Source organism: Adlercreutzia sp. St.1H8, assembly GCF_059728655.1.
In genome coordinates, this window is the sequence record NZ_AP039376.1 from 1046136 (window position 1) to 1069942 (window position 23807).

Annotated in this window: 22 protein-coding genes; all 22 read left to right on the forward strand. The window is 70.6% G+C overall.

All coding sequences use genetic code 11. The features are described from left to right. The first annotated feature begins 2 nt into the window (after positions 1-2). The 22 genes from gatB (at position 3) to AC6I0Y_RS03980 (ending at position 23726) form a co-directional block, all read left to right on the forward strand. Positions 3-1598, forward strand: coding sequence for an Asp-tRNA(Asn)/Glu-tRNA(Gln) amidotransferase subunit GatB (gene gatB, locus AC6I0Y_RS03875; protein ID WP_160707995.1), 1596 nt, complete (start codon positions 3-5; stop codon positions 1596-1598). Between the two features lie 134 nt (positions 1599-1732). Further along, a complete protein-coding gene (locus AC6I0Y_RS03880) occupies positions 1733-2020 on the forward strand; it encodes a holotricin-3 (protein WP_497733214.1) in 288 nt (95 codons plus the stop codon). Positions 2021-2181: 161 nt separating this feature from the next. Beyond that, entirely contained in the window at positions 2182-2556 is a 375-nt protein-coding gene (locus tag AC6I0Y_RS03885) for a MerR family transcriptional regulator (RefSeq protein ID WP_160707991.1), read from the forward strand. Positions 2557-2986: 430 nt separating this feature from the next. Then, positions 2987-4009 (forward strand): nickel pincer cofactor biosynthesis protein LarB, encoded by a 1023-nt coding sequence (larB, locus tag AC6I0Y_RS03890; protein WP_497733216.1) that lies wholly within the window; start codon positions 2987-2989, stop codon positions 4007-4009. A 291-nt stretch (positions 4010-4300) separates the two neighbouring features. Next, entirely contained in the window at positions 4301-5542 is a 1242-nt protein-coding gene (gene larC, locus AC6I0Y_RS03895; protein ID WP_497733217.1) for a nickel pincer cofactor biosynthesis protein LarC, read from the forward strand. A 452-nt stretch (positions 5543-5994) separates the two neighbouring features. Continuing rightward, positions 5995-7689 (forward strand): ATP phosphoribosyltransferase, encoded by a 1695-nt coding sequence (gene hisG, locus AC6I0Y_RS03900; protein ID WP_497733218.1) that lies wholly within the window; start codon positions 5995-5997, stop codon positions 7687-7689. 118 nt (positions 7690-7807) lie between these two features. Continuing rightward, positions 7808-9139, forward strand: a complete 1332-nt coding sequence (hisD, locus tag AC6I0Y_RS03905; RefSeq protein WP_497733219.1) for a histidinol dehydrogenase — start codon at positions 7808-7810, stop codon at positions 9137-9139. Beyond that, positions 9132-10211: a histidinol-phosphate transaminase gene (gene hisC / locus AC6I0Y_RS03910; RefSeq protein ID WP_497733220.1), complete on the forward strand. Its 1080-nt coding sequence runs from the start codon at positions 9132-9134 to the stop codon at positions 10209-10211. The genes hisD and hisC overlap by 8 nt, the downstream gene beginning before the upstream one ends. Continuing rightward, a complete protein-coding gene (hisB, locus tag AC6I0Y_RS03915) occupies positions 10208-10801 on the forward strand; it encodes an imidazoleglycerol-phosphate dehydratase HisB (RefSeq protein ID WP_497733221.1) in 594 nt (197 codons plus the stop codon). The genes hisC and hisB overlap by 4 nt, the downstream gene beginning before the upstream one ends. Positions 10802-10839: 38 nt before the next feature. Further along, positions 10840-11625 carry an imidazole glycerol phosphate synthase subunit HisH gene (gene hisH, locus AC6I0Y_RS03920; RefSeq protein ID WP_497733222.1) on the forward strand — a complete coding sequence of 262 codons (786 nt, stop codon included), beginning with the start codon at positions 10840-10842 and terminating at the stop codon, positions 11623-11625. A gap of 19 nt (positions 11626-11644) precedes the next feature. After that, a complete protein-coding gene (hisA, locus tag AC6I0Y_RS03925; RefSeq protein ID WP_497733223.1) occupies positions 11645-12445 on the forward strand; it encodes a 1-(5-phosphoribosyl)-5-[(5-phosphoribosylamino)methylideneamino]imidazole-4-carboxamide isomerase in 801 nt (266 codons plus the stop codon). Between the two features lie 9 nt (positions 12446-12454). Then, complete coding sequence (gene hisF, locus AC6I0Y_RS03930; protein WP_497733224.1) at positions 12455-13219, forward strand: imidazole glycerol phosphate synthase subunit HisF; 765 nt, start codon at positions 12455-12457, stop codon at positions 13217-13219. Next, a complete protein-coding gene (gene hisI / locus AC6I0Y_RS03935) occupies positions 13219-13548 on the forward strand; it encodes a phosphoribosyl-AMP cyclohydrolase (RefSeq protein ID WP_497733225.1) in 330 nt (109 codons plus the stop codon). Before hisF ends, hisI begins: the two co-directional genes overlap by 1 nt. A gap of 245 nt (positions 13549-13793) precedes the next feature. Next, the gene (locus tag AC6I0Y_RS03940) at positions 13794-14480 is read left to right on the forward strand and encodes a transaldolase family protein (RefSeq protein WP_497733226.1); all 687 of its coding nucleotides are present in this window, start codon (positions 13794-13796) and stop codon (positions 14478-14480) included. Beyond that, positions 14477-16351, forward strand: a complete 1875-nt coding sequence (gene rho, locus AC6I0Y_RS03945; RefSeq protein ID WP_497733227.1) for a transcription termination factor Rho — start codon at positions 14477-14479, stop codon at positions 16349-16351. Before AC6I0Y_RS03940 ends, rho begins: the two co-directional genes overlap by 4 nt. Before the next feature lie 18 nt (positions 16352-16369). Then, positions 16370-17515: a signal peptide peptidase SppA gene (gene sppA / locus AC6I0Y_RS03950; protein WP_497733228.1), complete on the forward strand. Its 1146-nt coding sequence runs from the start codon at positions 16370-16372 to the stop codon at positions 17513-17515. Beyond that, positions 17496-19523, forward strand: coding sequence for a class I tRNA ligase family protein (locus AC6I0Y_RS03955; RefSeq protein ID WP_160710161.1), 2028 nt, complete (start codon positions 17496-17498; stop codon positions 19521-19523). The genes sppA and AC6I0Y_RS03955 overlap by 20 nt, the downstream gene beginning before the upstream one ends. Before the next feature lie 75 nt (positions 19524-19598). Continuing rightward, on the forward strand, positions 19599-20228 hold the full coding sequence (locus AC6I0Y_RS03960) for a cysteine hydrolase family protein (RefSeq protein ID WP_497733229.1): 630 nt from the start codon (positions 19599-19601) through the stop codon (positions 20226-20228). A 104-nt stretch (positions 20229-20332) separates the two neighbouring features. Next, the gene (locus tag AC6I0Y_RS03965; RefSeq protein WP_497733230.1) at positions 20333-20503 is read left to right on the forward strand and encodes a hypothetical protein; all 171 of its coding nucleotides are present in this window, start codon (positions 20333-20335) and stop codon (positions 20501-20503) included. A gap of 283 nt (positions 20504-20786) precedes the next feature. Beyond that, the gene (locus AC6I0Y_RS03970; protein WP_497733231.1) at positions 20787-21740 is read left to right on the forward strand and encodes a putative endonuclease domain-containing protein; all 954 of its coding nucleotides are present in this window, start codon (positions 20787-20789) and stop codon (positions 21738-21740) included. 142 nt (positions 21741-21882) lie between these two features. Continuing rightward, positions 21883-23145 carry a helix-turn-helix domain-containing protein gene (locus AC6I0Y_RS03975; RefSeq protein ID WP_497733232.1) on the forward strand — a complete coding sequence of 421 codons (1263 nt, stop codon included), beginning with the start codon at positions 21883-21885 and terminating at the stop codon, positions 23143-23145. A 236-nt stretch (positions 23146-23381) separates the two neighbouring features. Continuing rightward, complete coding sequence (locus AC6I0Y_RS03980) at positions 23382-23726, forward strand: hypothetical protein (protein WP_497733233.1); 345 nt, start codon at positions 23382-23384, stop codon at positions 23724-23726. Positions 23727-23807 lie beyond the last annotated feature (81 nt).

Sequence of the window (23807 nt, forward strand, 5' to 3'; positions counted from 1 at the left end):
CCGTGAGGAAGCTGGAAGAGGTCCTGCGCGACTGGGAGGCCGTCATCGGCCTGGAGATCCACGCCGAGCTGACCACCCTCAACACCAAGATGTTCTGCGGCTGCAAGCTGGAGTTCGGCGCGGCGCCCAACACCCACACCTGCCCGGTGTGCCTGGGGCTGCCCGGGGCGCTTCCCGTGCCCAACCGTGCGGCCATCGAGTCCATCGTGCTGGCGGGCCTGGCCACCAACTGCGACATCGAGAAGCACTCGATGTTCTACCGCAAGAACTACATGTACCCCGACATGGCGAAGAACTTCCAGACCACCCAGGGGCCCGTCGCGTTCTGCATGCGCGGGCACCTGGACCTGGACGTGGACGGCCCGGCGGCGGGCGAGCGCATCGACCTCGACGGCGTGGCCGTCGGCGAGTCGCGCGGCAACGTCACCCGCACCGAGGACGGGTATGTGGCCCACGTGGGCATCACGCGCATCCACATGGAGGAGGACGCCGGCAAGATGGTGCACCTCGGCGGCGGCGAGGGCCGCATCGCCGGGGCCACGCACTCGCTCGTGGACTACAACCGCGCCGGCACGCCGCTCATCGAGCTGGTGACCGAGCCCGACCTGCGCACGCCTGAGGAGGCGCGCCTGTTCATGCAGAAGCTGCGCCAGATCTACCTGGCCATCGGCATCTCCGACTGCTCCATGGAGGAGGGCTCCCTGCGCTGCGACGGCAACGTGTCGCTGCGCCGCCGCGGCACCACGGGCCTGGGCACCAAGACCGAGCTCAAGAACATGAACTCCTTCAAGAACCTCCACGACGGCTTGGCCTACGAGATCTGCCGCCAGGCCGAGGTGCTTGAGGAGGGCGGCGTCATCTACCAGGAGACGCGCCACTGGGATCCGTCCGCTAAGCGCACCATCGTCATGCGCGTGAAGGAGACCGCCGACGACTACCGCCTGTTCCCCGAGCCCGACCTGGCTCCCTACGACCTGACCGACGAGTTCATCGAGGGCGTCCGCGCCAAGCTGCCCGAGCTGCCGCACGAGAAGGCGGCCCGCTACGCCGAGGCGTACGGGTTGTCCGCCTACGACGCGCGTCACCTCGTGGAGCACCGCGCCACGGCGGCCTTCTTCGACGAGGCCATGGCCCAGGCCGCAGGCGACGCCGCCCGGCTGGCCAAGCCGCTCGCGAACCTCGTCATCAATGACGCGACGGGCTATGTGAACACCCACGACGGCTCCGACGGCGCGCCGAGCGGCTTCGACGGGGTGTTCGCGCGCCTCACGCCGGCCCGCGCGCTCGAGCTCGTGGGGCTTGTGGCCGAGGACGCCATCTCGTCCAAGCAGGCCAAGGAGGTCTTCGCTGCGGTAATCGCCGACGACGCCGACCCGGCGGCCATCGTGGAGGCGCGCGGCATGCGCCAGGTGTCCGACACTGGGGCCATCGAGGCGGTGGTGGACGAGGTGCTCGCCGCTAACCCCGACAAGGTGGAGCAGTACCGTGGCGGCAAGACCGGCCTCATCGGATTCTTCGTGGGCCAGTGCATGAAGGCCATGAAGGGGCAGGGCAACCCCAAGGTGATCAACGAGCTGCTCGAGCAGAAGCTGGGCTAGCGGAGGCGCCGCGGGCGGCCGCCCGTAACGGTTGGGCCACGGAAGAGCGCCCTCGGCATCGATGAGCCTTTCGGTGATAGCATGAGCCGAAAGCCCGTGCCGAGGGCGCTTCTTCACGCAGAGGGGGTTTTACCATGGCAAACGATTCGAGCGGTCGCCGCGCTGGCGACTGGACTCACAAGGCTCAGCGCAGCCGCGAGCAGGCCAACGCCATCGTCAAGGAGCCCGGTGGCAAGCGATGGTATGAGGATAACTTCTGGATCATCTTCCTGCTGGTGGTCTTCTGGCCCGTGGGGCTTGTGCTCATGTGGCGCTCCGGGTGGCCGGTGGCGGCGAAGGTGGTCGTGAGCATCGTGATCGTCGCGCTGGCGGTGGTCTCGTTCTCCCTGTGGTCGGCGGTTCAGGCGAGCATGGGGGCCTGAGAGGGCGCGCTTGGACGGCTTTCGGGCCGAAACGCATCCATACGCGGGGGCTTCTTAAGAAAATTGGGCTGTCAAACTTGACATGAAGTTAACTCTATGTGGTCTAATAGGGGTGCCCTCCTGGGCTGGTTTCACCTGCACTGCAAGGAGCACTTAGCACTATGAAGATCGCTGAAGTAAGCAAACGCTACGGGATCTCCGCCGACACGCTTCGCTATTACGAGCGCATCGGCATTCTCCAGGGCATCCCCCGCAATGCCAGCGGCATTCGCGACTACAACGAGGCGAACTGCAAGACGGTCGAGTTCGTCAAATGCATGCGCGACGCGGGCATGTCCATCGAGGCGCTCACCGAATACATGGATCTCTTCTATCGTGGCGATGAGACCATGGAGCGCCGCAAGGCCATCCTGCAGAGCCAGCGCGAGGACATCCGCCGGCGCATCGTCGAGCTTGAGGACGCGCTGGGTCGCCTCGACTACAAGATCGACCATTACGAGGACATCATGGAGCATGAGCGCGATATTCTGAAGTAGTGCGCTTTGTCCCTCAGAGCCCGTTCCGCCGCCCCGCCCGGTCCTGCCTGGCGGGGCGGCGTGCGCTCGGGGGGCGGTACGGAGCCATTGTCGCGAGCTATCCGAGGAGTGAGGGCGGTTTTCGCGGGCGCGGGGCGCCCACTTTGTGGGTGGTCGCTCTTTCGCGGGACGTTTCCCCGGGTCGGCGGTGAGCGGCGAGCAGTGTCTTGCGGAAAGAGGCTCGGCCAGCACGCCTTTTTGGCTGCGAGTGCGAGAATTCTTGACTTGGAGTTTGCTTCAAGTGCTGTAATGTGGAGCGCTGGAGCGCTGGAGCGCCTTGCGACCGTGCGGACGCGCTGCCGGCGGCGCGAGGCCCGCGAGGACGTGCGGCGCAGGTGGCGGGTGCGGATTCAACGCGCGGCGCTATCGCAGACGAGAGAGGGAGCGTGTGGTGGATGAGGCTGGTCTGAGGGCGCTGCTCGCAGCGGTGGCTGCGGGGGAGGCATCCGTCGAGGAGGCGCTGGCCCGCTGCAAGACGGCGCCCTTCGCCGATCTGGGCTATGCGAAGGTGGACACCCACCGGGGCGTTCGCCAGGGCGTGGCCGAGGTGGTCTACGGCGAGGGCAAGACGGCCGCGCAGATAGCGGGCATCTGCCAGGCGCTCGTCGCATCGGGCCAGCCGCGGGTACTCATCACACGCCTCGATGATGGAAAGGCCGCCGCCGTAGCCGACGCGCTCTCAGGCGGGGCGGCTGGCGGCGGGGGAGCCGTGCGGGACGCGTCTGAGGTCGAGAGGTGCGTGGGCGAGGACGCCGACGGCGGGGCTGGCGCGCGCTCGGAGGGGACGGCCGGCGGGCCCGGCGCTGCCGCGGGCCTCGCGCTCTCAGGCGGGGCGGCCGGCGGCGGGGGAGCCGTGCGGGACGCGTCTGAGGCTGACGATCCAGTGGATCTCGGGGTCCTTGTGCCTGCTCCCGCGCTTGCCGCGTCCGTCGACGGCCCGGCGCCTGCGCTGGCGCTGACGTACTTCGCCGAGGCTCGGCTGGGGGTGGTGGGCGGCATGCCCGAGCCTGACGGCGTGGGGGAGATCGTCGTCGCGGCGGCCGGCACGAGCGATGTGCCCGTGGCCGAGGAGGCAGCCCTCACGGCCGAGTTCCTGGGTAACCGCGTCACGCGGCTCTATGACGTGGGCGTCGCAGGCGTTCACCGCCTGCTCGCGCAGGCTGACGTGCTCGCCCGCGCGCGGGTGGTGGTGGCCGTGGCGGGCATGGAGGGGGCCCTGGCCTCGGTGGTCGGCGGCCTGGTCTCATGCCCGGTCATCGCCGTGCCCACGAGCGTCGGCTATGGGGCGTCATTCGGTGGCATGACGGCGCTCCTCGCCATGCTCAACTCGTGCGCGAGCGGGGTGTCGGTGGTCAACATCGACAACGGCTTCGGCGCGGCTTACCAGGCGAGCCTCATCAACCACCTGCGCTGAGGCGCTCGGCGAGCTTCGGGTGGGGCCAGGGTGCGCCGTGGCACCGCGTTGGGCGCCGCGCCTCGTCGTGCCTGACGTCTGGCGTTCGTCGAGCTGACCGCGGCCGTGCCCCCATCGTGCGAGGGTGTTTCACGTGAAACATCCTCGCACGATGGGGGGGGGTGCCTGGCAGGTTGAAAATGTTTCACGTGAAACATCCGTTTGGGCGTTTTGGTGCGGAGAAATGTTTCACGTGAAACACTTGTTTGCGAGTTTGGCGGGCGCGTGCTCGCTGAGGAAGGGAAGCGGAACATGGGAAAGATGCTGTACCTGGAATGCTCGTCGGGCATCAGCGGCGACATGGCGGTGGCGGCGCTCCTCGACGCGGGCGCCAGTGAGGACGCCGTGCGCGCGGCGCTCGCGAGCCTGCCGGTCGACGGCTTCGAGGTGCGCATCGGTCGCGTCGTGAAGTCAGGCCTGGACGTGTGCGACTTCGACGTGGTGCTCGACGCCGCCCATGAGAACCACGACCACGACCTGGCCTACCTCCACGGTCCCGCCCCCGCGCCCCGCGAGCATGCCGGCGCCGACGCGTCCTGCGCCGTCCCCTCCGATCCCCGCGTCCACGAGCCCGATTCCGATCCCCGCGTCCACGAGCCTGCCTGCGGCCACCTCCACGGGCGCTCCCAGGAGGATGCCGACGACAGCGGCGAGGGCCGCGAGCGCGCTGGCTCAGCCGCCTCCTGCGAGCGCGCTGGCTCCTCCGCTCTCCACGAACACGGTGATTCCAACGCCCACGTCGGCCCTTCCGCCCCTCATGCCTCTGACCCTCGCATACCCGGGGGCGCCGGCGCGTCCGGCCCCCACGCCCACGAGCCCGCCTCCGATCCCCGCGTCCACGAGCTCGCCTGCGGCCACCTCCACGGGCGCTCCCAGGAGGATGCCGACGACAGCGGCGAGGGCCGCGTCCACGACCATGGCGAGGGTGGCCTCCACGGGCACTCCCATGGCGCGGGGCATGGCCACGAGCATCGCGGCATGGCGGAGATCAACGCCATTCTGGAGGCGGCGGTGCTGACGGAGGGGGCGCGGGCGCTTGCCCGACGCATATTCGAGCTCATCGCCCAGGCGGAGGCTGAGGCTCACGGGGTGCCCGTTGACCAGGTGCACTTCCACGAGGTGGGCGCCGTCGACTCCATCGCCGACATCGTGGCCGCGGCTGTCGCCCTCGACGATCTGGCCGCTCGGGGCATCGGCGAGGTGGTGGTGACCGAGCTTGCCGAGGGGCGCGGAACAGTGCGCTGCCAGCATGGGCTCATTCCCGTGCCGGCGCCAGCGGTGGTCAACATCGTGCGGGCCGCAGGCCTGCCGCTGCGCCTGACTGCGGTCGAGGGCGAGCTGGTCACCCCCACCGGCGCCGCCATCGCCGCCGCGGCACGCACCCGTGCGGCGCTGCCTGAGCGGTTCGTCATCGAGCGCGTGGGCATGGGCGCCGGCAAGCGCGCCTACGACACCCCCGGCATCCTGCGGGCCCTCGTCATCGAGGAGGCCTGAGCCCGCCTGCCTGCGCTCTTCGGCCCCAGGCGTCGCCGGGCGCCGTGAACCCGCCGTTACGACGACGGCTTTTGCGTCGTCTGCCTCCCTGATCTCCGGCGCTGGTGACTGGGCTGCGGTGGACAAAAAAACGGCGACATCGCCTAGCGGTTTTGCGAAAACGCGCGATAAGTCCGTTTTCCGATTCCGGTCGAAAAGGCGCGATGCCACCGCTGACGATTGCGATAAGTCCATTTTTTTGCCTGAGGGCTCCCCTCCCATTGCTTTATTACTCTACTGTGATAAAGTACAGCGGAGACGAAGGACGGTCGGCGTGCGCATGGAGGCGTGCCGGCTGTCCGGGCTTGTGCTCGCTTGGCGGTATTTGCGTCCGGTTCGGTCGATTGGGCGGTTCGGGGCGGCCGGGGGCGGGTACCATGGGATCGTTTGATTGCGAGGAGAAGGAAGGACCTGTGAATCTCGTCACCCCATCCGGATTCCGGGACGTGCTGGCCGAGGAGGCCTCGGCGCGTGAGGTCATCACGCGCGCGGTGCAAGACCTCTTCGCCGCTCGCGGCTACCTGCCCGTGGAGACCCCGACGCTCGAGGTCATGGGCGTCTTGGAGACGGGCGGGCGCATCCCCGCCGCCCCCTTCAAGTTCTTCGACTCGCGCGGCGAGCTTCTGGCCATGCGCCCGGACGTCACCCTCCAGGTGGCCCGCATGGGCGCCACGCGCCTGGCCGCCGAGCCCGGACCGCTGCGCTTCCGCTACACCCAGCGCGTCTTTCGCGAGGCCGACTCCGACGCCCGGGAGGGCGCCCGCGAGCTCACGCAGATGGGCGTCGAGTGCCTGGGGGAGGAGGGCCCGCAGGCGGACGCCGAGATCATCGGCCTGTTCGCCGAGGCGCTCGCCACGGCTGGCGTCGATGAGTTCTCGCTCGCGGTGGCCACGGTGGCCCCGCTGCGCGCGCTGCTCGACCGCTCGGGCGCGCCTGAGGCGTGGAAGGCGGCGGTGCTCGACGCGTACCACGCCTCCAACTTCGTGGAGCTCGACCGCCTGACGGCGCTCGACGACGCGTCCCTCGCCGAGCTGGCTGCCGGCGTGGCCCCGGCCTACGCAGCCGCCATCCGCGCGCTGCCGCGCATCCGCGGCGGCCGCGACGCCATCGAGGCGGCCCGCGCGCTCGTCGCCCCGCTCGGCTGCGCCGACGGCCTCGACGACTTCGAGCGCATCTACGACCTTTTGGCCGCGTCCGACCTGGCGCGCCGCGTGCTCGTGGACTTCTCGGCCATGAGCTCGTTCGACTACTACACCGGCATCGTGTTCGCGGCCTACTCGCCGCTGCTCGGCACGCCGCTCGGCTCGGGTGGGCGCTACGACCGCCTGGCCGCCGCCTTTGGGGCCGACCGCCCTGCCGCCGGCTTCGCCTTCTACCTGGAGCAGGCCATGGCCGCCGCCACCGCGGGCGCGCCGGGCGCGCGTCCCCTGCGCATCGCCGTGCCCAAGGGCGCGCTCAACGCCGACGCCATCGACGCGCTCGCCGCGGCCGGCCTGGACGTGACGGGCCTCGACGCGCCGGGCCGCGCGCTCGTCGTGTCCAACCCCGGCGTCGACTACATCATCGTGCGCCCCTCCGACGCGCCGGCCTTCGTGGCCCTGGGGGCGGCCGACTGCGGCATCTGTGGGAAGGACTCGCTGCTCGAGGCGGCGCCTGACGTGGTGGAGCTGGCCGATCTGCGCTTCGGGGCGTGCCGCTTCGTGGTAGCCGAGCCCATCGGCGCGGCGCAGGACGTGGCCGCGCGCTACCGCAAGCTCGGCTCCATCCGCGTGGCCACCAAGTACCCGCGCATCACCCGCGCCCACTACGCCAAGACCGGCGTGCAGGTGGAGATCGTCTACCTCCACGGCAACATCGAGCTCGCGCCGCTCACCGGCTTAGCCGAGCGCATCGTGGACATCACGGCCACCGGCACCACCCTGCGTGAGAACAACCTGGAAGTGGTGGAGGATGTGATCGGCTCGACGGCGCGCTTCTTCGCCAACCCCTGCGCCTTCCGCACCGACGACCGCATCACGGCGCTCGCCCAGGCGCTCGGCGCCCATGCCGCCACCGCCGCCTACGAGCCCATCGCCGGCTCCTCGCAGCCCGGAGGCCCTGCGAGCTGACGCTCGCCCCGGCTGCCCGCGCCTCGCGCCGGCCGCCGCCCCGCGATCCGCCTGCCGCGCCGGCGCCCCGCGCCCGCGTGCCGCCCCGACCACCCTACCGAGACAAAGGAGAAAGCCCATGCGCCGCGTCATCCTCAAGTCAGACGAAGTCCTCTCGCGCGCCCACCTCAACCGCACTGGCGCCTTCAACGCCCAGGCCCTCGAAGCCGCCACGGCCATCGTCGAGGACGTGCGCCAGCGCGGAGATGCGGCCCTGCGCGAGCTGACCGAGAAGTTCGACGGCGTGGCCGTGGCCGACTTCCGCGTGCCGCAGGCTGCCATCGACGCGGCCGAGGAGCAGGTCGACCCCGAGGTTCTCGCCGCCCTGCGCCAGGCCGCCGCGCAGATCCGCGAGTTCCACGAGCGCCAGGTCGAGCAGAGCTGGTTCTACGCCCGCGAGGACGGCGCCATCGTGGGCGCGAAGGTGACCCCGCTCGAGTCCGTGGGCATCTACGCCCCGGGCGGGCGGGCCCTCTACCCCTCGTCGCTGCTGATGAACGCGCTGCCGGCCCAGGTGGCCGGCGTGGAGCGCATCGTCTGCGTCACCCCGCCGGCCAAGGACGGCGGCCTGGACGCGGCGATGCTGGCCGCGTGCAAGATCGCCGGCGTCACCGAGGTCTACACGGTGGGCGGCGCCCAGGCCGTGGCCGCGCTCGCCTACGGCACCGAGTCCATCGCGCCGGTGGACAAGGTGACGGGCCCGGGCAACGCCTTCGTGGCGGCCGCCAAGAAGGTCGTCTCCGGCGACGTGGGCATCGACATGATCGCCGGCCCGTCGGAGGTGTGCGTCGTGGCCGACGAGACGGCCGACCCGGCGCTCGTGGCCATCGACCTCATGGCCCAGGCCGAGCACGACCCGCTGGCCGCCTGCTACCTGGTCACCTTCAGCGAGGCCTACGCCGATGAGGTGGAGGCCGCCATCGAACGGCACATGGCCGCCTCCACCCGCGCCGACATCACCACGGCATCCTTGCGCGACCAGGGGCTCGTTGTCATCTGCGAGACGGTCGATCAAGCCATCCAGTCCGTCAACGTCATCGCCCCGGAGCACCTGGAGCTGCACCTGCGCGGCGCCATGGACCTCGTGGGCGCCATCCGCAACGCCGGCGCCATCTTCCTCGGCGAGTGGACGCCCGAGGCCGTCGGCGACTACGTGGCCGGCCCCAACCACACGCTGCCCACCGGCGGCACCGCCCGCTACGCCTCGCCGCTTTCGGTGGACGAGTTCGTGAAGAAGTCCTCCATCATCCAGTACACGCCCAAGGCCCTCGCCCGCGACGCGCGCGCCGTCGTGTCCATCGCGCGCCATGAGGGGCTGTGGGCCCATGCCGAGTCGGTGGCCCAGCGCCTGGCGCTCCTTGACGAGGCGGGCATGGACGGCGTGCCGAAGGTGGGAGGCCGCGATGCGTAGGGTGCGCCCGGCTGCCCCGCAGCTGGCGGGCCTCGAGCCCTACGACCCCAAGTACCTGCCGGCCGAGGCGTTCCTCTCGGCCAACGAGAACCCGTGCGACGTGGAGGCGGCCCTGCGCGCGGAGATCGTCCGCGAGATCCGCCGGACGGCCCTCAACCGCTATCCCGACCCGCTCGCCAACGACCTGCGCGACCTCATCGCCGAGGCCAACGGGCTCGACCGCGACCAGGTGCTCGTGGGCAACGGCGGCGACGAGCTGCTCTTCGACCTGGCGCTTGCCTGGGGCGGGCCGGGCCGGACGTTCCTCAACCTGCCGCCCACCTTCTCGGTCTACGCGACCAACGCGCAGCTCACCAACACGCGCGTCGTGGAGGTGGCGCGCCGCGCCGACTTCTCCCTCGACGAGGAGGCGGTGCTCGCCCGCGTGGCCGCCGGCGACATCGACTACGTCATCGTCACGAGCCCTAACAACCCCACAGGCGAGCGGGCGCCGGAAGACTTCGTCCTGCGGCTGCTCGACGCCACCGACGCGCTCGTCGTGGTGGACGAGGCCTACTTCGAGTTCTCGCGCCGCACCCTGCGCCCCTACCTCGAGAGCCATGAGAACCTGCTCATCCTGCGCACGTTCTCCAAGGCGTTCTCGCTGGCCGGGGTGCGCGTGGGCTACGTGCTCGGCCATGCGCACGTCATCCGCGAGCTCGTGAAGGTGCGCCAGCCCTATTCGGTGGACGCGCTCTCGCAGGCCGCGGCGCGCGTGGTGTTCGCCAACCGCGCCACGTTCGAGCCGGGCATCGCGGCCATCATCGAGGAGCGCGAGCGCCTCATGCGGGGACTGCTCACGCTGCCGGGCGTGACGCCGTTCCCGTCGGATGCGAACTACATCCTGTTCAGGATGGAGGGGGCCGACGCGGCCTGGGCCTTCCTCTACGAGCGCGGCGTGCTTGTGCGCGACTTCAGCCATGCGCCGCTTTTGGAGGGCTGCCTGCGCGTCACGGTGGGCACCCCCGAGCAGAACGACGGCTTCTTGGCCGCCTTGAGGGACTTCATCATGGGAAGGTGTGAGGCACGATGACCGACCGATCGGCGCGCGTGGAGCGCGCGACCAAGGAGACGCAGATCGCCGTCGAGGTGTGCCTGGACGGCGAGGGCCGGGTGGACGCAGTCACGGGCGTGGGGTTCTTCGACCACATGCTCGACGCTCTCGGCCGCCACGGCCTGCTCGACTTGGAGGTGCGCGCCGCAGGCGATACGCACGTGGACGCCCACCACACGGTGGAGGACGCCGGCATCGTCATCGGCCAGGCCCTCGCATCCGCTCTCGGCGACAAGCGCGGCATCACCCGCTTCGGCTCGTGCACGCTGCCCATGGACGAGGCGCTCGTGCTCGCGGCCGTGGACGTGTCGGGCCGCGGCCAGCTGCACTGGGACGTGGACCTGCCCTTCGGCATGGTGGGCTCCTTCGACACGCAGCTCGCCCGGGAGTTCTTCATCGCGCTGGCCGCCAACGCCGGCATCACGCTGCACGTGCGCCAGCTGGCGGGCGACAACGCCCACCACGTGATAGAGGCCTGCTTCAAGGCCGTGGGCCGGGCGCTGCGCCAGGCCGTCGAGCCCGACCCGCGCATGGCCGGGCAGCTGCCCACCACCAAAGGCGCGCTCTAGGCGCGGCCGCGCGAGGCTGAGAGGAAGCGAGGGAAGAGGTGACGTTGAGGACCGTCGTCGTCGACTACCGCAAGGGGAACCTGAAGTCGGTGGAGCGCGGCTTGGCCGCCGCCGGGGCCGACGCCTTCATATCCGACGATCCGGCCGCCATCGCGGCGGCCGACGCTGTGGTGCTGCCGGGCGTGGGCGCCTTCGCCGACGCGGCGACCACCATGGCCGAGCTGGGCCAGGTGGAGGCTGTGCGCGCCGCCGTGGAGAGCGGCGCGCCCTTCCTCGGCATCTGCCTGGGGATGCACCTCATGTTCGAGGCGGGGGAGGAGCACGCGCCCGAGGACGGGCCGCTGCCCGTGGGCCTCGGGCTCATCCCCGGCGTCGTGGGGGAGCTTGCGCGCCTCGACGAGGCCGGCCGCGCCTACAAGGTGCCCCACGTGGGGTGGAACTCCGTGGAATACGCCCCAGCGGGCCCGGAGGCCGAGCCGGGACGTGCCCACCAAGCGAGTTCCACAGCGACTGGAACAGCCCTGTGGGCTGTTCCATCAAGCGAGGACTGTTTGAGCGACTGGGCACATCCCGGCTCGGCCCCCGCGCCCAACCCGCTGTTCGACGGCATCCCGGAGGGCGAGCACTTCTACTTCACCCACAGCTTCGCCGTGCCCGACGGCCCTGCCACCATCGCGCGCACCGTGCACGCCCGCCCGTTCACCTGCGCCGTCCAGGTGCCGGGGCGTGCGGTGTGGGGCGTGCAGTTCCACCCGGAGAAGAGCTCGGACGCGGGCGCGGCGCTGCTGCGCAACTTCGTCCGCCTGGCCAAGGACGCCCGCTAGGGCGCGGAAAGGACCTGCCATGTACCTGCTTCCCGCCATCGACATCCTCGGCGGGCGCGCCGTGCGCCTGGCCAAGGGCGACTACGACGCGGTGACCGTGTATAACGAGGACCCGGGCCTCCAGGCCCAGCTGTTCGAGGAGGCCGGCGCCGAGTGGCTCCACGTGGTGGACCTCGACGGCGCCAAGTCCGGCCGCCCGGAGAACCTCGCCGCCGTCGAGCGCATCCTCAAGCTCACGAGCCTCAAGGTGGAGGTGGGCGGCGGCGTGCGCTCGCTCGAGACCATCGACCGCCTGGCTGACGCCGGCGTGGCGCGCGTGGTGCTCGGCACCGCGCTCGTGCGCGACCCCGACCTCGCCCAGGCCGCCGTCGAGCGCTTCGGCGCGTCGCTTCTGTGCGCGGGCATCGACGCGAAGGGGGGAGAGGCGGCCGTGGCCGGCTGGCGCGAGGGGTCGGGCGTGGACGCGCATGACCTGGCGCGGGCCATGGCGAAGCGGGGCTTCGAGCACCTCGTCTTCACCGACATCGCGCGCGACGGCATGCAGACGGGCGTCGATCCGGCGGCCTACGCGGCCATGGCCCAGGCCTTCGGGCACCCGGTCATCGCGAGCGGCGGCGTGGCGACCGTGGCCGACGTGGAGGCGCTCGCCGCGCTCGGCGGCGCGGTGGAGGGCGTCATCGCCGGCCGCGCCATCTACGAGGGCACCCTCACCGTGGAGGCGGGCGTGGCGGCCTGCGCGGGCACCCTGCGCGCCTCCGACGCGCTGGCGCGCGAGGAGCGCCCGCTCACAGCGGCCGACCTGGCCGTCGACGGGGAATAGGGGGCATCGATGCTCACCAAGCGCGTCATCCCCTGCCTCGACGTCAAGGACGGCCGCGTCGTCAAGGGCGTCAACTTCGTGAACCTGCGGGACGCGGGCGACCCCATCGAGCTGGCCTGCCGCTACGACGAGCAGCGCGCTGACGAGGTGATCTTCCTCGACATCACCGCGACCTCCGACGACCGGGCCACCACCGTGGGGCTGGCCGCCCGTGCGAGCGAGGAGCTGCACCTGCCCTACTGCGTGGGCGGGGGCTTCCGCAGCGTGGCCGACATCCGGCGCATGATAGCCGCCGGCGCCGACAAGGTGTCGGTGAACTCGGCAGCCGTAGCCGACCCCGCGCTCATCACGGCGGCGGCTCGCGCCTTCGGCACCCAGGCCGTCGTCTGCGCCATCGACGCCAAGGCCGTGGCCGGCAGCCGTGACCGCTGGGAGGTCTACGTGGCCGGTGGGCGCAAGGCCACGGGCATCGACGCGGTGGCCTGGGCCCGCGAGGCCGCGCGGCGCGGGGCGGGGGAGATCCTGCTCACGTCCATGGACCGCGACGGGAGCCGCGACGGGTTCGACTGCGCGCTCACCCGCGCCGTGGCCCGGGCGGTGGACATCCCCGTCATCGCCTCGGGCGGCGTCGGCGAGCTCGACCACTTCGCCCAGGGCATCCTGGAGGGCGAGGCCGACGCGGTGCTCGCGGCGAGCGTATTCCACTTCGGCGAGCTTACCATCCGCCAGGTCAAGGAGCATATGCGCTCCTTCGGCATCCCCGTGAGGCTGTGATGGCCGTGGACATCGCCGACCTCACGTACAACGCCGACGGGCTCATCCCCTGCATCGTGCAGGACGCCGACGACGGCGCCGTGCTCATGATGGCGTGGATGAGCGCCGCGTCGATCGCGCTCACCCTCGAGCGCGGCGAGACCGTCTTCTGGAGCCGCAGCCGCCGCGAGCTCTGGCACAAGGGCGCCACGAGCGGCAACGTCCAGCGCCTGGTGGACCTGCGCTACGACTGCGACGCCGATACCCTGCTCGCCCTCGTCCGCCCCGCCGGCCCCGCCTGCCACACCGGGGAGCGCACCTGCTTCTACCGCTCGCTTCTCGAAGAGTAGCGTCCCCGCCTTACGCCCCGTCAACGGCCCTCTCCGCGCTTGAAACCTCCACGCGGTTGCGCTACCATGGCCTGGTCGATTATTCCCCGCGCAAACGCCGTCCGACGCCCCAAGGCGCGGCGTCGCGCTTGCCGTCGGCAGGAGACGCCTCAACGACATCGCATCATCTTTCCCCTTCCCACCTGGGCTGTCATGCGCCGCGTGCGCATTGCGTCATAGTCAACCACCACCCTGAGGAGGACACCTTGAAGTTCTTTCTGGACACCGCCGACCTCGCTGAGATCGAGGAGGCCGCCAGCTGGGGCGCGCTCGGCGGCGTGACCACCAACCCGTCGCTGTACGCCCGCATCGGCGGCAAGCTCGACGACTTCCACGCCCACATCGGCCGCATCTGCGAGATCGTCGGCCCCGAGTGCCCCGTATCGGCCGAGTCCGTGGCCATGACCCGCGACGAGATCGTCGCCGACGGCCTCAAGCTGGCCGCCATCGCCCCCAACGTCGTGGTGAAGATCCCCACCATGGTGGAGGGCCTGGCCGCCACCCACACCCTCGCCCAGCAGGGCGTGCCGGTGAACATGACGCTGTGCTTCACGGTGCCCCAGGCGCTGCTCGCCGTCCGCGCCGGAGCCCGCTACATCAGCCCCTTCGTCGGTCGCTTCGACGACATCTCCGAGGACGGCCTCGATCAGCTGGCCAACGTCGTGGAGGCCATCGGCAACTACGACTTCACCGCCAACACGGTAAACGGCGAGAAGGTGGAGATCATCGCCGCGTCCATCCGCAGCGCCAACCACGTGACCCAGGCCGCCCTCATGGGCGCCGACATCGCCACCGTGCCCTTCGGCGTGCTCAAGAAGATGGTCCAGCATCCGCTGACCGATCGCGGGCTCGACGCCTTCATGGCCGACTGGGAGAAAGTGCAGAGCGCATGAGCGATACCGAGGAGATGACGGCGGCCCCCGCGGCCGAGAAGCCCGTCCGCCGCGTCCGCGCGAAGAAGGCCGACGCCGAGGCTCCTGCCGAGGCCGAGGCCCCCAAGCGCCGCGGGCGCCCGCGCAAGGCCGACGCCGAGGCGGCGGCTCCCGCCGCTGAGGCTCCCGCGTCCGCCGAGGGCGCCGAGGCTCCCAAGCGCCGCGGACGGCCTCGCAAGTCCGTCTCGGTGGAGACGGGCACCGAGGCCGCCGGCGTGGCGGCCGCTCAGGCCGAGGCCGCGTCCGAGGCCCCTAAGCGCCGCGGGCGCCCGCGCAAGGCCGACGTGGCCGCCCGCGAGGCGGCTGCCGCTGAGGCTGCCGCCAAGGAGCAGGAGGCCCCCCGTCCGGCCAAGCCCGCCGACCGCCCCGCCAAGGGCAACGCCCCGCGCAAGGACGCTGGCGCCCAGCAGCGCGGCAACGGCGGAAACGGCGGAAAGAACGGCAAGCAGCAGGGCGGCAAGCAGAACGGCTCTCAGCGCGACCGCCATCAGGGCAACCAGCAGCGTCGCCAGCGCCACCAGGGCAACCGCGAGATCGTGCCGAGCGTGAGCAAGGACGACCTGGCCGCCCTCAAGGTGGCCGAGCTGCGTGCCAAGGCCGCCGAGCTGGAGGTCGACGCCGCGGGTCTCAAGAAGGCCGACCTGGTGGACGCCGTCTACGACGCGGCGCTCAAGGCGGAGGGCTTCATCGAGGTGTCGGGCGTGCTCGACATCCTGGCCGACGGCTACGGCTTCCTCCGCACGAGCGGCTACCTGCCCGGCGAGCGCGACTGCTACGTGGGCCTGGCCACCATCCGCCGCAACGGCCTGCGCAAGGGCGATGTGGTTACCGGCCAGACGCGTCCCGCCCGCGAGAACGAGAAGTTCGCCGCCATCCAGAAGGTGATCTCGGTCAACGGCGTGCCCGTCGAGGAGCTCGGCGTGCGCCCGAAGTTCGCCGACCTCACGCCGGTCTATCCTGACGAGACCCTCACCATGGAGCACGGCCGCACCACCACCACGGCGCGCGTCATCGACCTGGTGGCGCCCATCGGCAAGGGCCAGCGTGGCCTCATCGTGTCGCCGCCGAAGGCCGGCAAGACCACCATCCTGAAGGACATCGCCTCGGCCATCACGGCCAACAACCCGGATGTGCACCTCATGTGCCTGCTCGTGGACGAGCGCCCCGAGGAGGTCACGGACATGGAGCGCTCCATCCGGGGCGAGGTCATCTCGTCGACCTTCGACATGCCCACCGAGAACCACATCGCCGTCTCCGAGCTCGTCATCGAGCGCGCCAAGCGCCTCGTCGAGCAAGGGCGCGACGTGGTGATCCTGCTCGACTCCATCACCCGCCTGGCGCGCGCCTACAACCTGGCCCAGCCGGCCAGCGGCCGCATCCTGTCCGGTGGCGTGGACTCCACGGCGCTCTACCCGCCCAAGCGCTTCCTCGGCGCCGCCCGCAACATCGAGGGCGGCGGCTCGCTCACCATCCTGGCCTCGGCGCTCATCGACACCGGCTCCAAGATGGACGAGGTGATCTTCGAGGAGTTCAAGGGCACGGGTAACATGGAGCTCAAGCTCGACCGCAGCCTGGCCGACCGCCGCATCTTCCCGGCCATCGACCCGGTGGCCTCGGGCACCCGCAAGGAGGAGCTGCTGCTCGACCAGCAGGAGGCGCCGCTCATCTGGGCCGTGCGCCGCATCCTCTCCAACATGAACAACACCGAGCGCGCGATGGACATGCTCATCAAGTCGCTCAAGCAGACCGACACCAACCAGGAGTTCCTCATCCGCACCGCCAAGAAGGCCCAGGGCCAGCACGGCAAGTCGGACGAGGGCTTCGGGTTCTAGCGCGAGGGGAGGGGCCCGATGACCCAGTCAGAGCAGCGGCCTCAGAACGTGTGGCCCGACAACCGCGGCTCCCAGCCGCCTGCGGGGGATGCCGCCCGACCCGGAGCGAGCGCGCCCGCGCCGGCCTACGTGGCTCCCGGCTGGCAGTCCGCCGCCGGCCCGGGCGGCGCGCCCGCCGCAGCCCCCGCGGGCACCTGGCAGGCGCCCTACGCGCCGGGTGCCTACGTCGCCCCGCCCGCCCCGCGCAGCCGCGCGTGGATCGTCGCGCTCGTGGCGGTCATCCTGCTGTTCGCGGCCATCTTCGTCGGCATGGCGTCGTGCACGTCGGTTCTGGGCTCCTCGTTCGGGTCGGCTGGCACATCCGCGCCGAGCGCCGCGAGCGGCCCGACGGTGGGTATCATCGCCATCGACGGCACCATCGAATATGACGGCTCCACGTCGAGCCCCGAGGGCCTCAAGGCCCAGCTTGACCGCGCCGAGGCCGATCCGAACATCCGCGCCGTCGTGCTGCGCGTCAACTCCGGCGGCGGCACGGCTACGGCCGGCGAGGAGATGAGCACCTACGTGCGCGACTTCTCCAAGCCCATCGTGGTGTCGAGCGCCTCGATGAACGCCTCGGCGGCCTACGAGATCTCGTCCCAGGCCGACTACATCTTCACCGCCAAGACCACGGCCATCGGCGCCATCGGCACGGCCATGCAGCTCACCGACATCTCGGGGCTGCTCGACAAGCTCGGCATCACCATCGACAACGTCACCTCGTCGGACTCGAAGGACTCCAGCTACGGCACCCGCGCCCTCACCGACGAGGAGCGTGCGTACTATCAGGCCATGGTCGACCAGATCAACGCCACCTTCATCGCCACCGTGGCCGAGGGCCGTGGCATGACCGAGGAGGAGGTGCGCGCCTTGGCCACCGGCCTCACCTTCACGGGGATGGACGCGGTGAGCAACGGCCTGGCTGACGAGATCGGCACGCTCGAGGACGCCTGCGACAAGGCGGCCGGCCTGGCGGGCGTGGCGACGGGCTACCGCACGATGTACCTGCAACCCGAGGTGAGCGACCTGTCCGCCCTGATGAGCCTCATGGGGATGGAGACGAAGGCCGCCGACGAGGGCCTGACGGCAAAGGAGCAGAATCCCGATGTCCGATTTGAGAACTGACGCCCGCGTGAAGTGGCCGGCCCGCGCCGTGGTGACGGCGGGGATGCCCTACGGCAACAAGCCCCTGCACTTCGGCCATATCGGCGGCGTCTTCGTGCCGGCTGACGCCTTCGCGCGCTTTCTGCGCGACCGCATCGGCGCCGAGAACGTTCGCTTCGTCTCGGGGACCGACTGCTTCGGCTCGCCCATCGACGAGGGCTACCGCAAGCTCGTGGAGGCCGGCGAGTTCGACGGCTCCATCGCCGACTACGTGGCCGCCAACCACGACGCCCAGAAGCGCGCGCTCGACGCCTACCAGATCAGCCTCGACATCTACCAGGGCTCGGGCCTGGGACATGCCGGCGACGTCCACCAGATGGTGACCGACTCGTTCATCGAGCGGCTCTACGCCAACGGCTGGCTGCGCCGCGAGGCCACGCTCCAGTTCTTCGACGCCGAGGCCGGCATCTTCATCAACGGTCGCCAGGTGCAGGGCCGCTGCCCCGTGCAGGGCTGCAAGTCCGAGCACGGCTACGCCGACGAGTGCGACCTGGGGCACCAGTACGAGCCTCAGGACCTCATCGCGCCGCGATCCACGGTGACGGGCACGGTGCCCGAGATGCGCCCGGTGGAGAACTGGTACTTCGACCTGCCCGCCTTCGCCGACTTCCTGCGCGAGCGCGTGGCCGCCCTCGAGGCCGATCCCGAGGTGCGCGCCGTGGTGCCCCAGACCGTCAAGGAGTTCCTCGCGCCGCCCATCGTCTTCGTCAAGAACGAGGCGCTCGACGACTACCGCGCCATCGCCGACGAGCTGCCGCCCCATGCCTTCCGCGAGGCCCAGGGGGGCAAGCAGAGCTTCGAGATCGAGTTCTCCACCATCGCCGAGCGCGATGAGGCCCGTCCGGTGCTGGCCCGCGCCGGCATCCGCTTCCGCACGGGCAAGACCCTCGTGCCGTTCCGCATCACCGGCAACATCGAGTGGGGCGTGCGCGCGCCAGAGCTCGAAGACGTGCGCGGCCTCACCGTGTGGTGCTGGCCCGAGTCGCTGTGGGCGCCCATCTCCTTCACCATCGCCGCCAACGACGCCCGCGGGCTGCCGCGCGGCAGCTGGCGCGACTTCTGGTGCTCGGACGACGCGCAGGTCTACCAGTTCATCGGCCAGGACAACCTGTACTTCTACGGCGTGGCCCAGCCGGCCCTGTGGGAGGCCCTCGAGCCTGGCGGCATCCTGGCTGCCGACGCTGACGAGCCGGCCCTGCGCCAGACGTTCCTCGTGGCCAACCACCACATGCTCTTCGGCAACAAGAAGGCGTCCTCGTCGGGCGCGGTCAAGCCGCCCACGGGCGAGCAGCTCCTCGAGCACTACACTCCCGAGCAGCTGCGCGCCCACTTCCTCGCGCTCGGCCTCGACCAGAAGTCCGTCGGCTTCAAGCCCAAGCCCTTCGACCCCGATGAGGACAAGCGCGTCGATCCCCGCGTGGCCGACCCGGCCCTCAAGGAGGGCGCGCTGCTCACCAACGTGTTCAATCGCCTGGCCCGCAGCTGCTTCTACGAGGCCCAGAAGAACTTCGACGGCTGCATGCCGCTCGGCGCGCCCTCGGAGGAGGCGCGGGCGGAGGCCGTGCGCACCCTGCGCGCCTACGACGAGCTCATGCACAAGGTGGAGCTGCACTCCGTCATGTCGCTCATGGACGGGTTCATCCGCTTCGCCAACAAGTGGTGGACCGACGGCGTGTCAGCTGCCGAGGCGTCGGGTGACGCCGCGGCGCGCCGCCAGGTGCTCGTGGACTCGTTCTACCTCCTGCGCGTGGCCACGCTGCTCATGCACCCGGTGGTGCCCGTCGGCTGCGAGAAGATCTGCGACTACCTGAGCTTCGCCTTCGACGACTTCTTCAGCTGGAACTACGACTTCGAGTCCTGCGAGGAGCTTTGCAGCGCCATGGAGATCGACGAGGGCGCCCACCGCGTCCAGGAGCTGCCGCCGCGCTTCGACTTCTTCGAGAAGCACCCCAGCCAGCTTAAGAAATAGGGGAGGGTCGCGCCTGCCCGTCTGTCGTCTGAGCGCCCGCGTCTTGCGGGCGCCTCTGCGAAGAGAGGATGTCCCATGATCGAGGCCCGTCGCGCCGCGCTCGTGATGATCGACATGCAAAACGGCTTCATCGCCCCCAGCTCGGCGCTCTGCGTGCCCGGGGCCGCCGCCACCGTCGGCGCCTGCGCTGACGCGCTGGCCGCCGCACGGCGCCAGGGGATGGAGGTCGTCCACGTGCGGCGCGCCTACGCGGCTGACGGCTCGGACGTGGAGCCCGTGCGCCACGGGGCGTGGCTCGCCGGCGGGCGCCCCCTCTGCGTCGGGGGCGATGACCCGTCGAGCCTGGACTGCCCCGACGTGCTCACCCCCGCCGACGGCGAGCGCGTGCTGCTCAAGCCGCGCTTCTCCGCCTTCTTCGGCACGTCGCTCGATCGCGTCCTGCGCCGCGCGGGCGTAGACGCCGTGGTGCTCACGGGCACCGCCCTGCCCAACTGCGTGCGCTCCACCGCCTATGACGCGCTGTCGCTCAACTACAACGTGGCCGTGGTGTCCGACGCCACCTCCTCGCGCACGCCCGAGGCCCAGGCCGCCAACCTGGCCGACCTGGCCGCCATCGGCGTCTACGTGCTGGACGCCGCGGAGCTCGCCGCCCAGGGCCTCGCTGCCATGCCCGACGCGCTGGCAGGCTGGCCCGGCAGCCGCTAGGCGGCCTCCCCGCGCGCCTGAAAGGCCCGTTGGGCGATCGGCGGCCTCTCTCGCTGATAGCATGGCGCTTGCCCCTGGGGGATGAACGGAGAGAGGCGGTTCTCATGATGGTGATCGGCGGTTTTGGTCTCTGGGGTCTTTTTCTGCTGCTCATCGGCGTTTTAGCCGACGTGAGGACGGGGCGGCCCGTCAGCTTCGACGCCTCTGATCTGTCGACGGCTATCTGCTTGGCGGTCGGGGCGGCGGGTCTCTTCAAGGATCGCTCTCACCGTTAGCCGGCTCGCCCCGTGTGGCTGCGCAGCAGCCGTCCTTCGTCTTTCGTGCGACACCTCGCCAAGTTTGCCCTCTTGGTGCAAATATCGCCGGTTTTGCACTCTGGAAGTTGCACGCAAACGGCTGTATGGTGACAAGAGGCTTTTCCGACCTGGGCTTTTGCGGCCGTGCATTTCTAGGGGCGCGGCTATCGGGTGTACTTCGGGTGCAAAACCGCTCGGATTTGCGGCGGGGGTGCCGATTTCTTGGGTCGCCTCGTGCGCAGCGTCGTGGTAGGGTGCGCCCATGAGCATCTTCTTCAGCCACGATACCGCGCTCGAGCATCTTCGGTCGCAGGCCGCAGAGCGGGAGTTCCCGCTCTGCTACGCCGTGCCGCGCCATGACGTCCCCCGGGGCGCGGCGCTTGCCGACGCGGGTCTCCACGCCTTCGGCATCCACGAGCGGCCCTACCATGTGCTGGTCGCCGATGCGGCCTCGCGGGGCAAGTCGCAGCTGGTGCGCTCCCATGTCTGCGCGGCTGCCTATCCGCCCGGTTCCTTTCGCAGGCTGACGCACGACCTTTACGTGAGCTCGCCCGAGCTGTGCTTTCTCCAGCTGGCCCCGAGCCTGCCCTTCGGCCGTCTGGCGCTGCTGGGGATGGAGCTCTGCGGCGGGTATGCGCTCGACGCCGACGACTCGGAGGGGTTTCGTCGCCGTGAGCCGCTCTCGACGGCGGCTGCGCTGAGGCGCATCTCCCAGCGCTTCTCAGGCGTTAAGGGCGCCAAGCCGGCTCGCCTTGCCGCGCGCTTCCTCGTGGACGGGGCGCTTTCTCCGATGGAAGCGGCTGTCGTGCTGCTTCTCTGCGCGCCGACCTCGCGTGGCGGCTACGGTCTGGCGCCCCCTGTGCTCAATGCCGAGGTGCGTCTGACGCGGTCGTCTGCGCGCTGGCCGGCCAGCCGGTTCTGCGATCTTTACTGGCCCGCTCGTCGCCTTGCGATCGAATACGACTCCAACCGCTTTCACGTGGGGGCAGACCGCATAGCTCGTGACGCGTCACGTCGAGCGCAGCTTGCCCGCGAGGGGGTCACGGTGCTCACGCTCACCTGGGATCAGGTTCGCGATGTGATTCAGTTTCACGAGGTGGCCCTGCTGGTCGCGGCGCGTCTGCAGGGCGGGTTTCGCTGCTCGCGGTCAGATTGGGCGTCGCGCCGTGCCGAACTGCGCCGCCAGGTGCTCCCTGGGAGACGGCTGGACTGGTAGAGGGGGCCCGCTGCGGCTTCTGGCCGGCGCTGCGGCTTTCCCCTGGTTGATTCTGCCGGGCGGAAGTCAACGACTGGTCGCTTGCGTGGTCTGAGGGTTGACCCTTACGCTGGTGGAGACGGAACCGACGAAGGGAGGCGGCATGGACGAGATCAGCCTGGGACGACGGATCGCGAAGGCGCGGTGGGAGAGCGGGCTCACGCAGGAGGAGGTGGCGGCGCACCTGGGCGTCACGAAGGCCGCCGTGTCGAAGTGGGAGCGCGGCCGGTCGCTGCCCGATCTGGCGCTCGCCCCCAAGCTGGCAGCCCTGTTCGCCCTGAGCGTAGATGAGCTGATCGGCTATGAGCCGCAGATGTCTCAGGAGCGCGTCGACGCGACCTACGAGGCCCTGCTCGCCCGCTTCGAGGAGGATCCCGCCTCCGCGCTCGAGGCCGTGCGCGCCGAGGCCGTGCGCTGGTGGTCGTGTCCGGCGCTGCTGCTGGCGCTCGGGATGCTGCTCTACGGCCGGGCGCCGCTCGGCGCGGGCGCGCAGGAGCGGCCGATGATGGGGGAGGCCCGTGCCTGCGCCGAGCTGGGGCGCCGCGTGCTCGAGCGCATTCGCGCCATGGCGCCGGAGTCGGAGGAGGCTCGCCGTGCCGTGGCGCCCCTGGCCGCGCTGCTCCAGTGGCTCGGCGAGGACGAGGATGCCCTTGCGCTGCTCGCCCCCTACCTGCCCGGCGAGCCGATCCCCGCCGCTACCATAGCCGCCCAGGTCTACCGCCAGCGTGGCGACGACGACGCCGCTGCGCGCGTCCTGCAGCATGCGCTGCTCTGCGCGGCGCTCGAGGCCGTGGCAGACGTGCAGGCGCTTGCGGCGCTCTACGGCGATGACCCGGAGCGGCTGGGCGAGGTGGCTGCCGTAGCCGAGGGGCTGGCTGCCGTGCCGGGCATGACGGCCCTCGCCCCGACGCTCCTGCCGATGACGCGCCGCGCCCTGGCCGTGAGCCTGCTTCCGGCGGTTGCGCCCGCTGCTGATGCGGCAGGGGGCGCAACCGCGCCTGGCGGGTCCGGGGGCGTCCCGACCTGCGCTGCGGGGGACGCGCCGTCTGATGATCCTGCGGCGGGTGGTTCGGAGGACGCGTTTGCTCGCGTGCCCGAGGACGCCCTCGTCGCGCTTGAGCGCTTCGCCGATGCGGTGGCCGCCTGTTCTGCCGTGCTGGCCGCGCCCGAGAACCCGTCCGTTCTCTGGGCGGTCGATGACCTTCTCTGGGCGGCGCCCGATTCCGCCACGGTCGCGACGCGCGCGGAGGTTGCCGCGAGGCTCGCCTCATCCCTCGCTGCGTCGGTCACCGCCGACCCGCGCTGGGCACCTTACGCCGACGACCCGCGCGTCCACGCCGTTCAGGCGCGCCTGGCCGCTCTCTAGGGCCTGGCCTACGCCCCCTGTTCGCAGCCACATGCGGGGATGCCCGCCCGTCCCGCACGCGCTGGCGTCCTGCTCCCGCCCGCTCCGCGTCCGCTGACACGCCACGCGCCACCGCACCAGCCCGCGTCATCCGTGTGCCTCCTGTTCGCGCGCGTCTCTCGCAGGCCGTTGCCGCGCCTGTCCGTCCTGTAATCCTTGCGCCCCCCTGCGGCGCGCCTCCGCTGAAAGGAGCCCCCATGTCCCTCGACCTCATCATGCGCTACGCCGTCATCGCCCTCGCCGCTCAGCTCGCCGCCGCTTGGGCGCAGGCCTTTCAGGAGCCATGGCCGCTGCCTGGCGCCTTCGAGCTGGCGGCCACCGCCGAGGAGCAGCTCTTCCGCAGCCTCGGCGTTCTCCTGCCGCGTGAGCCGCTCGTCCGGCTCCTCAGGGCTCTGAGCCTTCAAAAGAGCGGCTGGGTTTGCAAATTCGAACGGTTCTGCACCCGCCCCGCCCGCGCCAAGGGCCCGCGTTTCGCCCTCGCACGGCAAAACCCCTGGTCGCCTGTGGCTGTTGTTCCCTTCAGCGTCCCGGCTGATCGCTGATCCGCCCTGCCGCGGGTGCAAAACCGTCAAAATTTGCGCTCGTTGCCGCCTTTCGCGAGGTTCGTCCCGTCACCCCTCCGC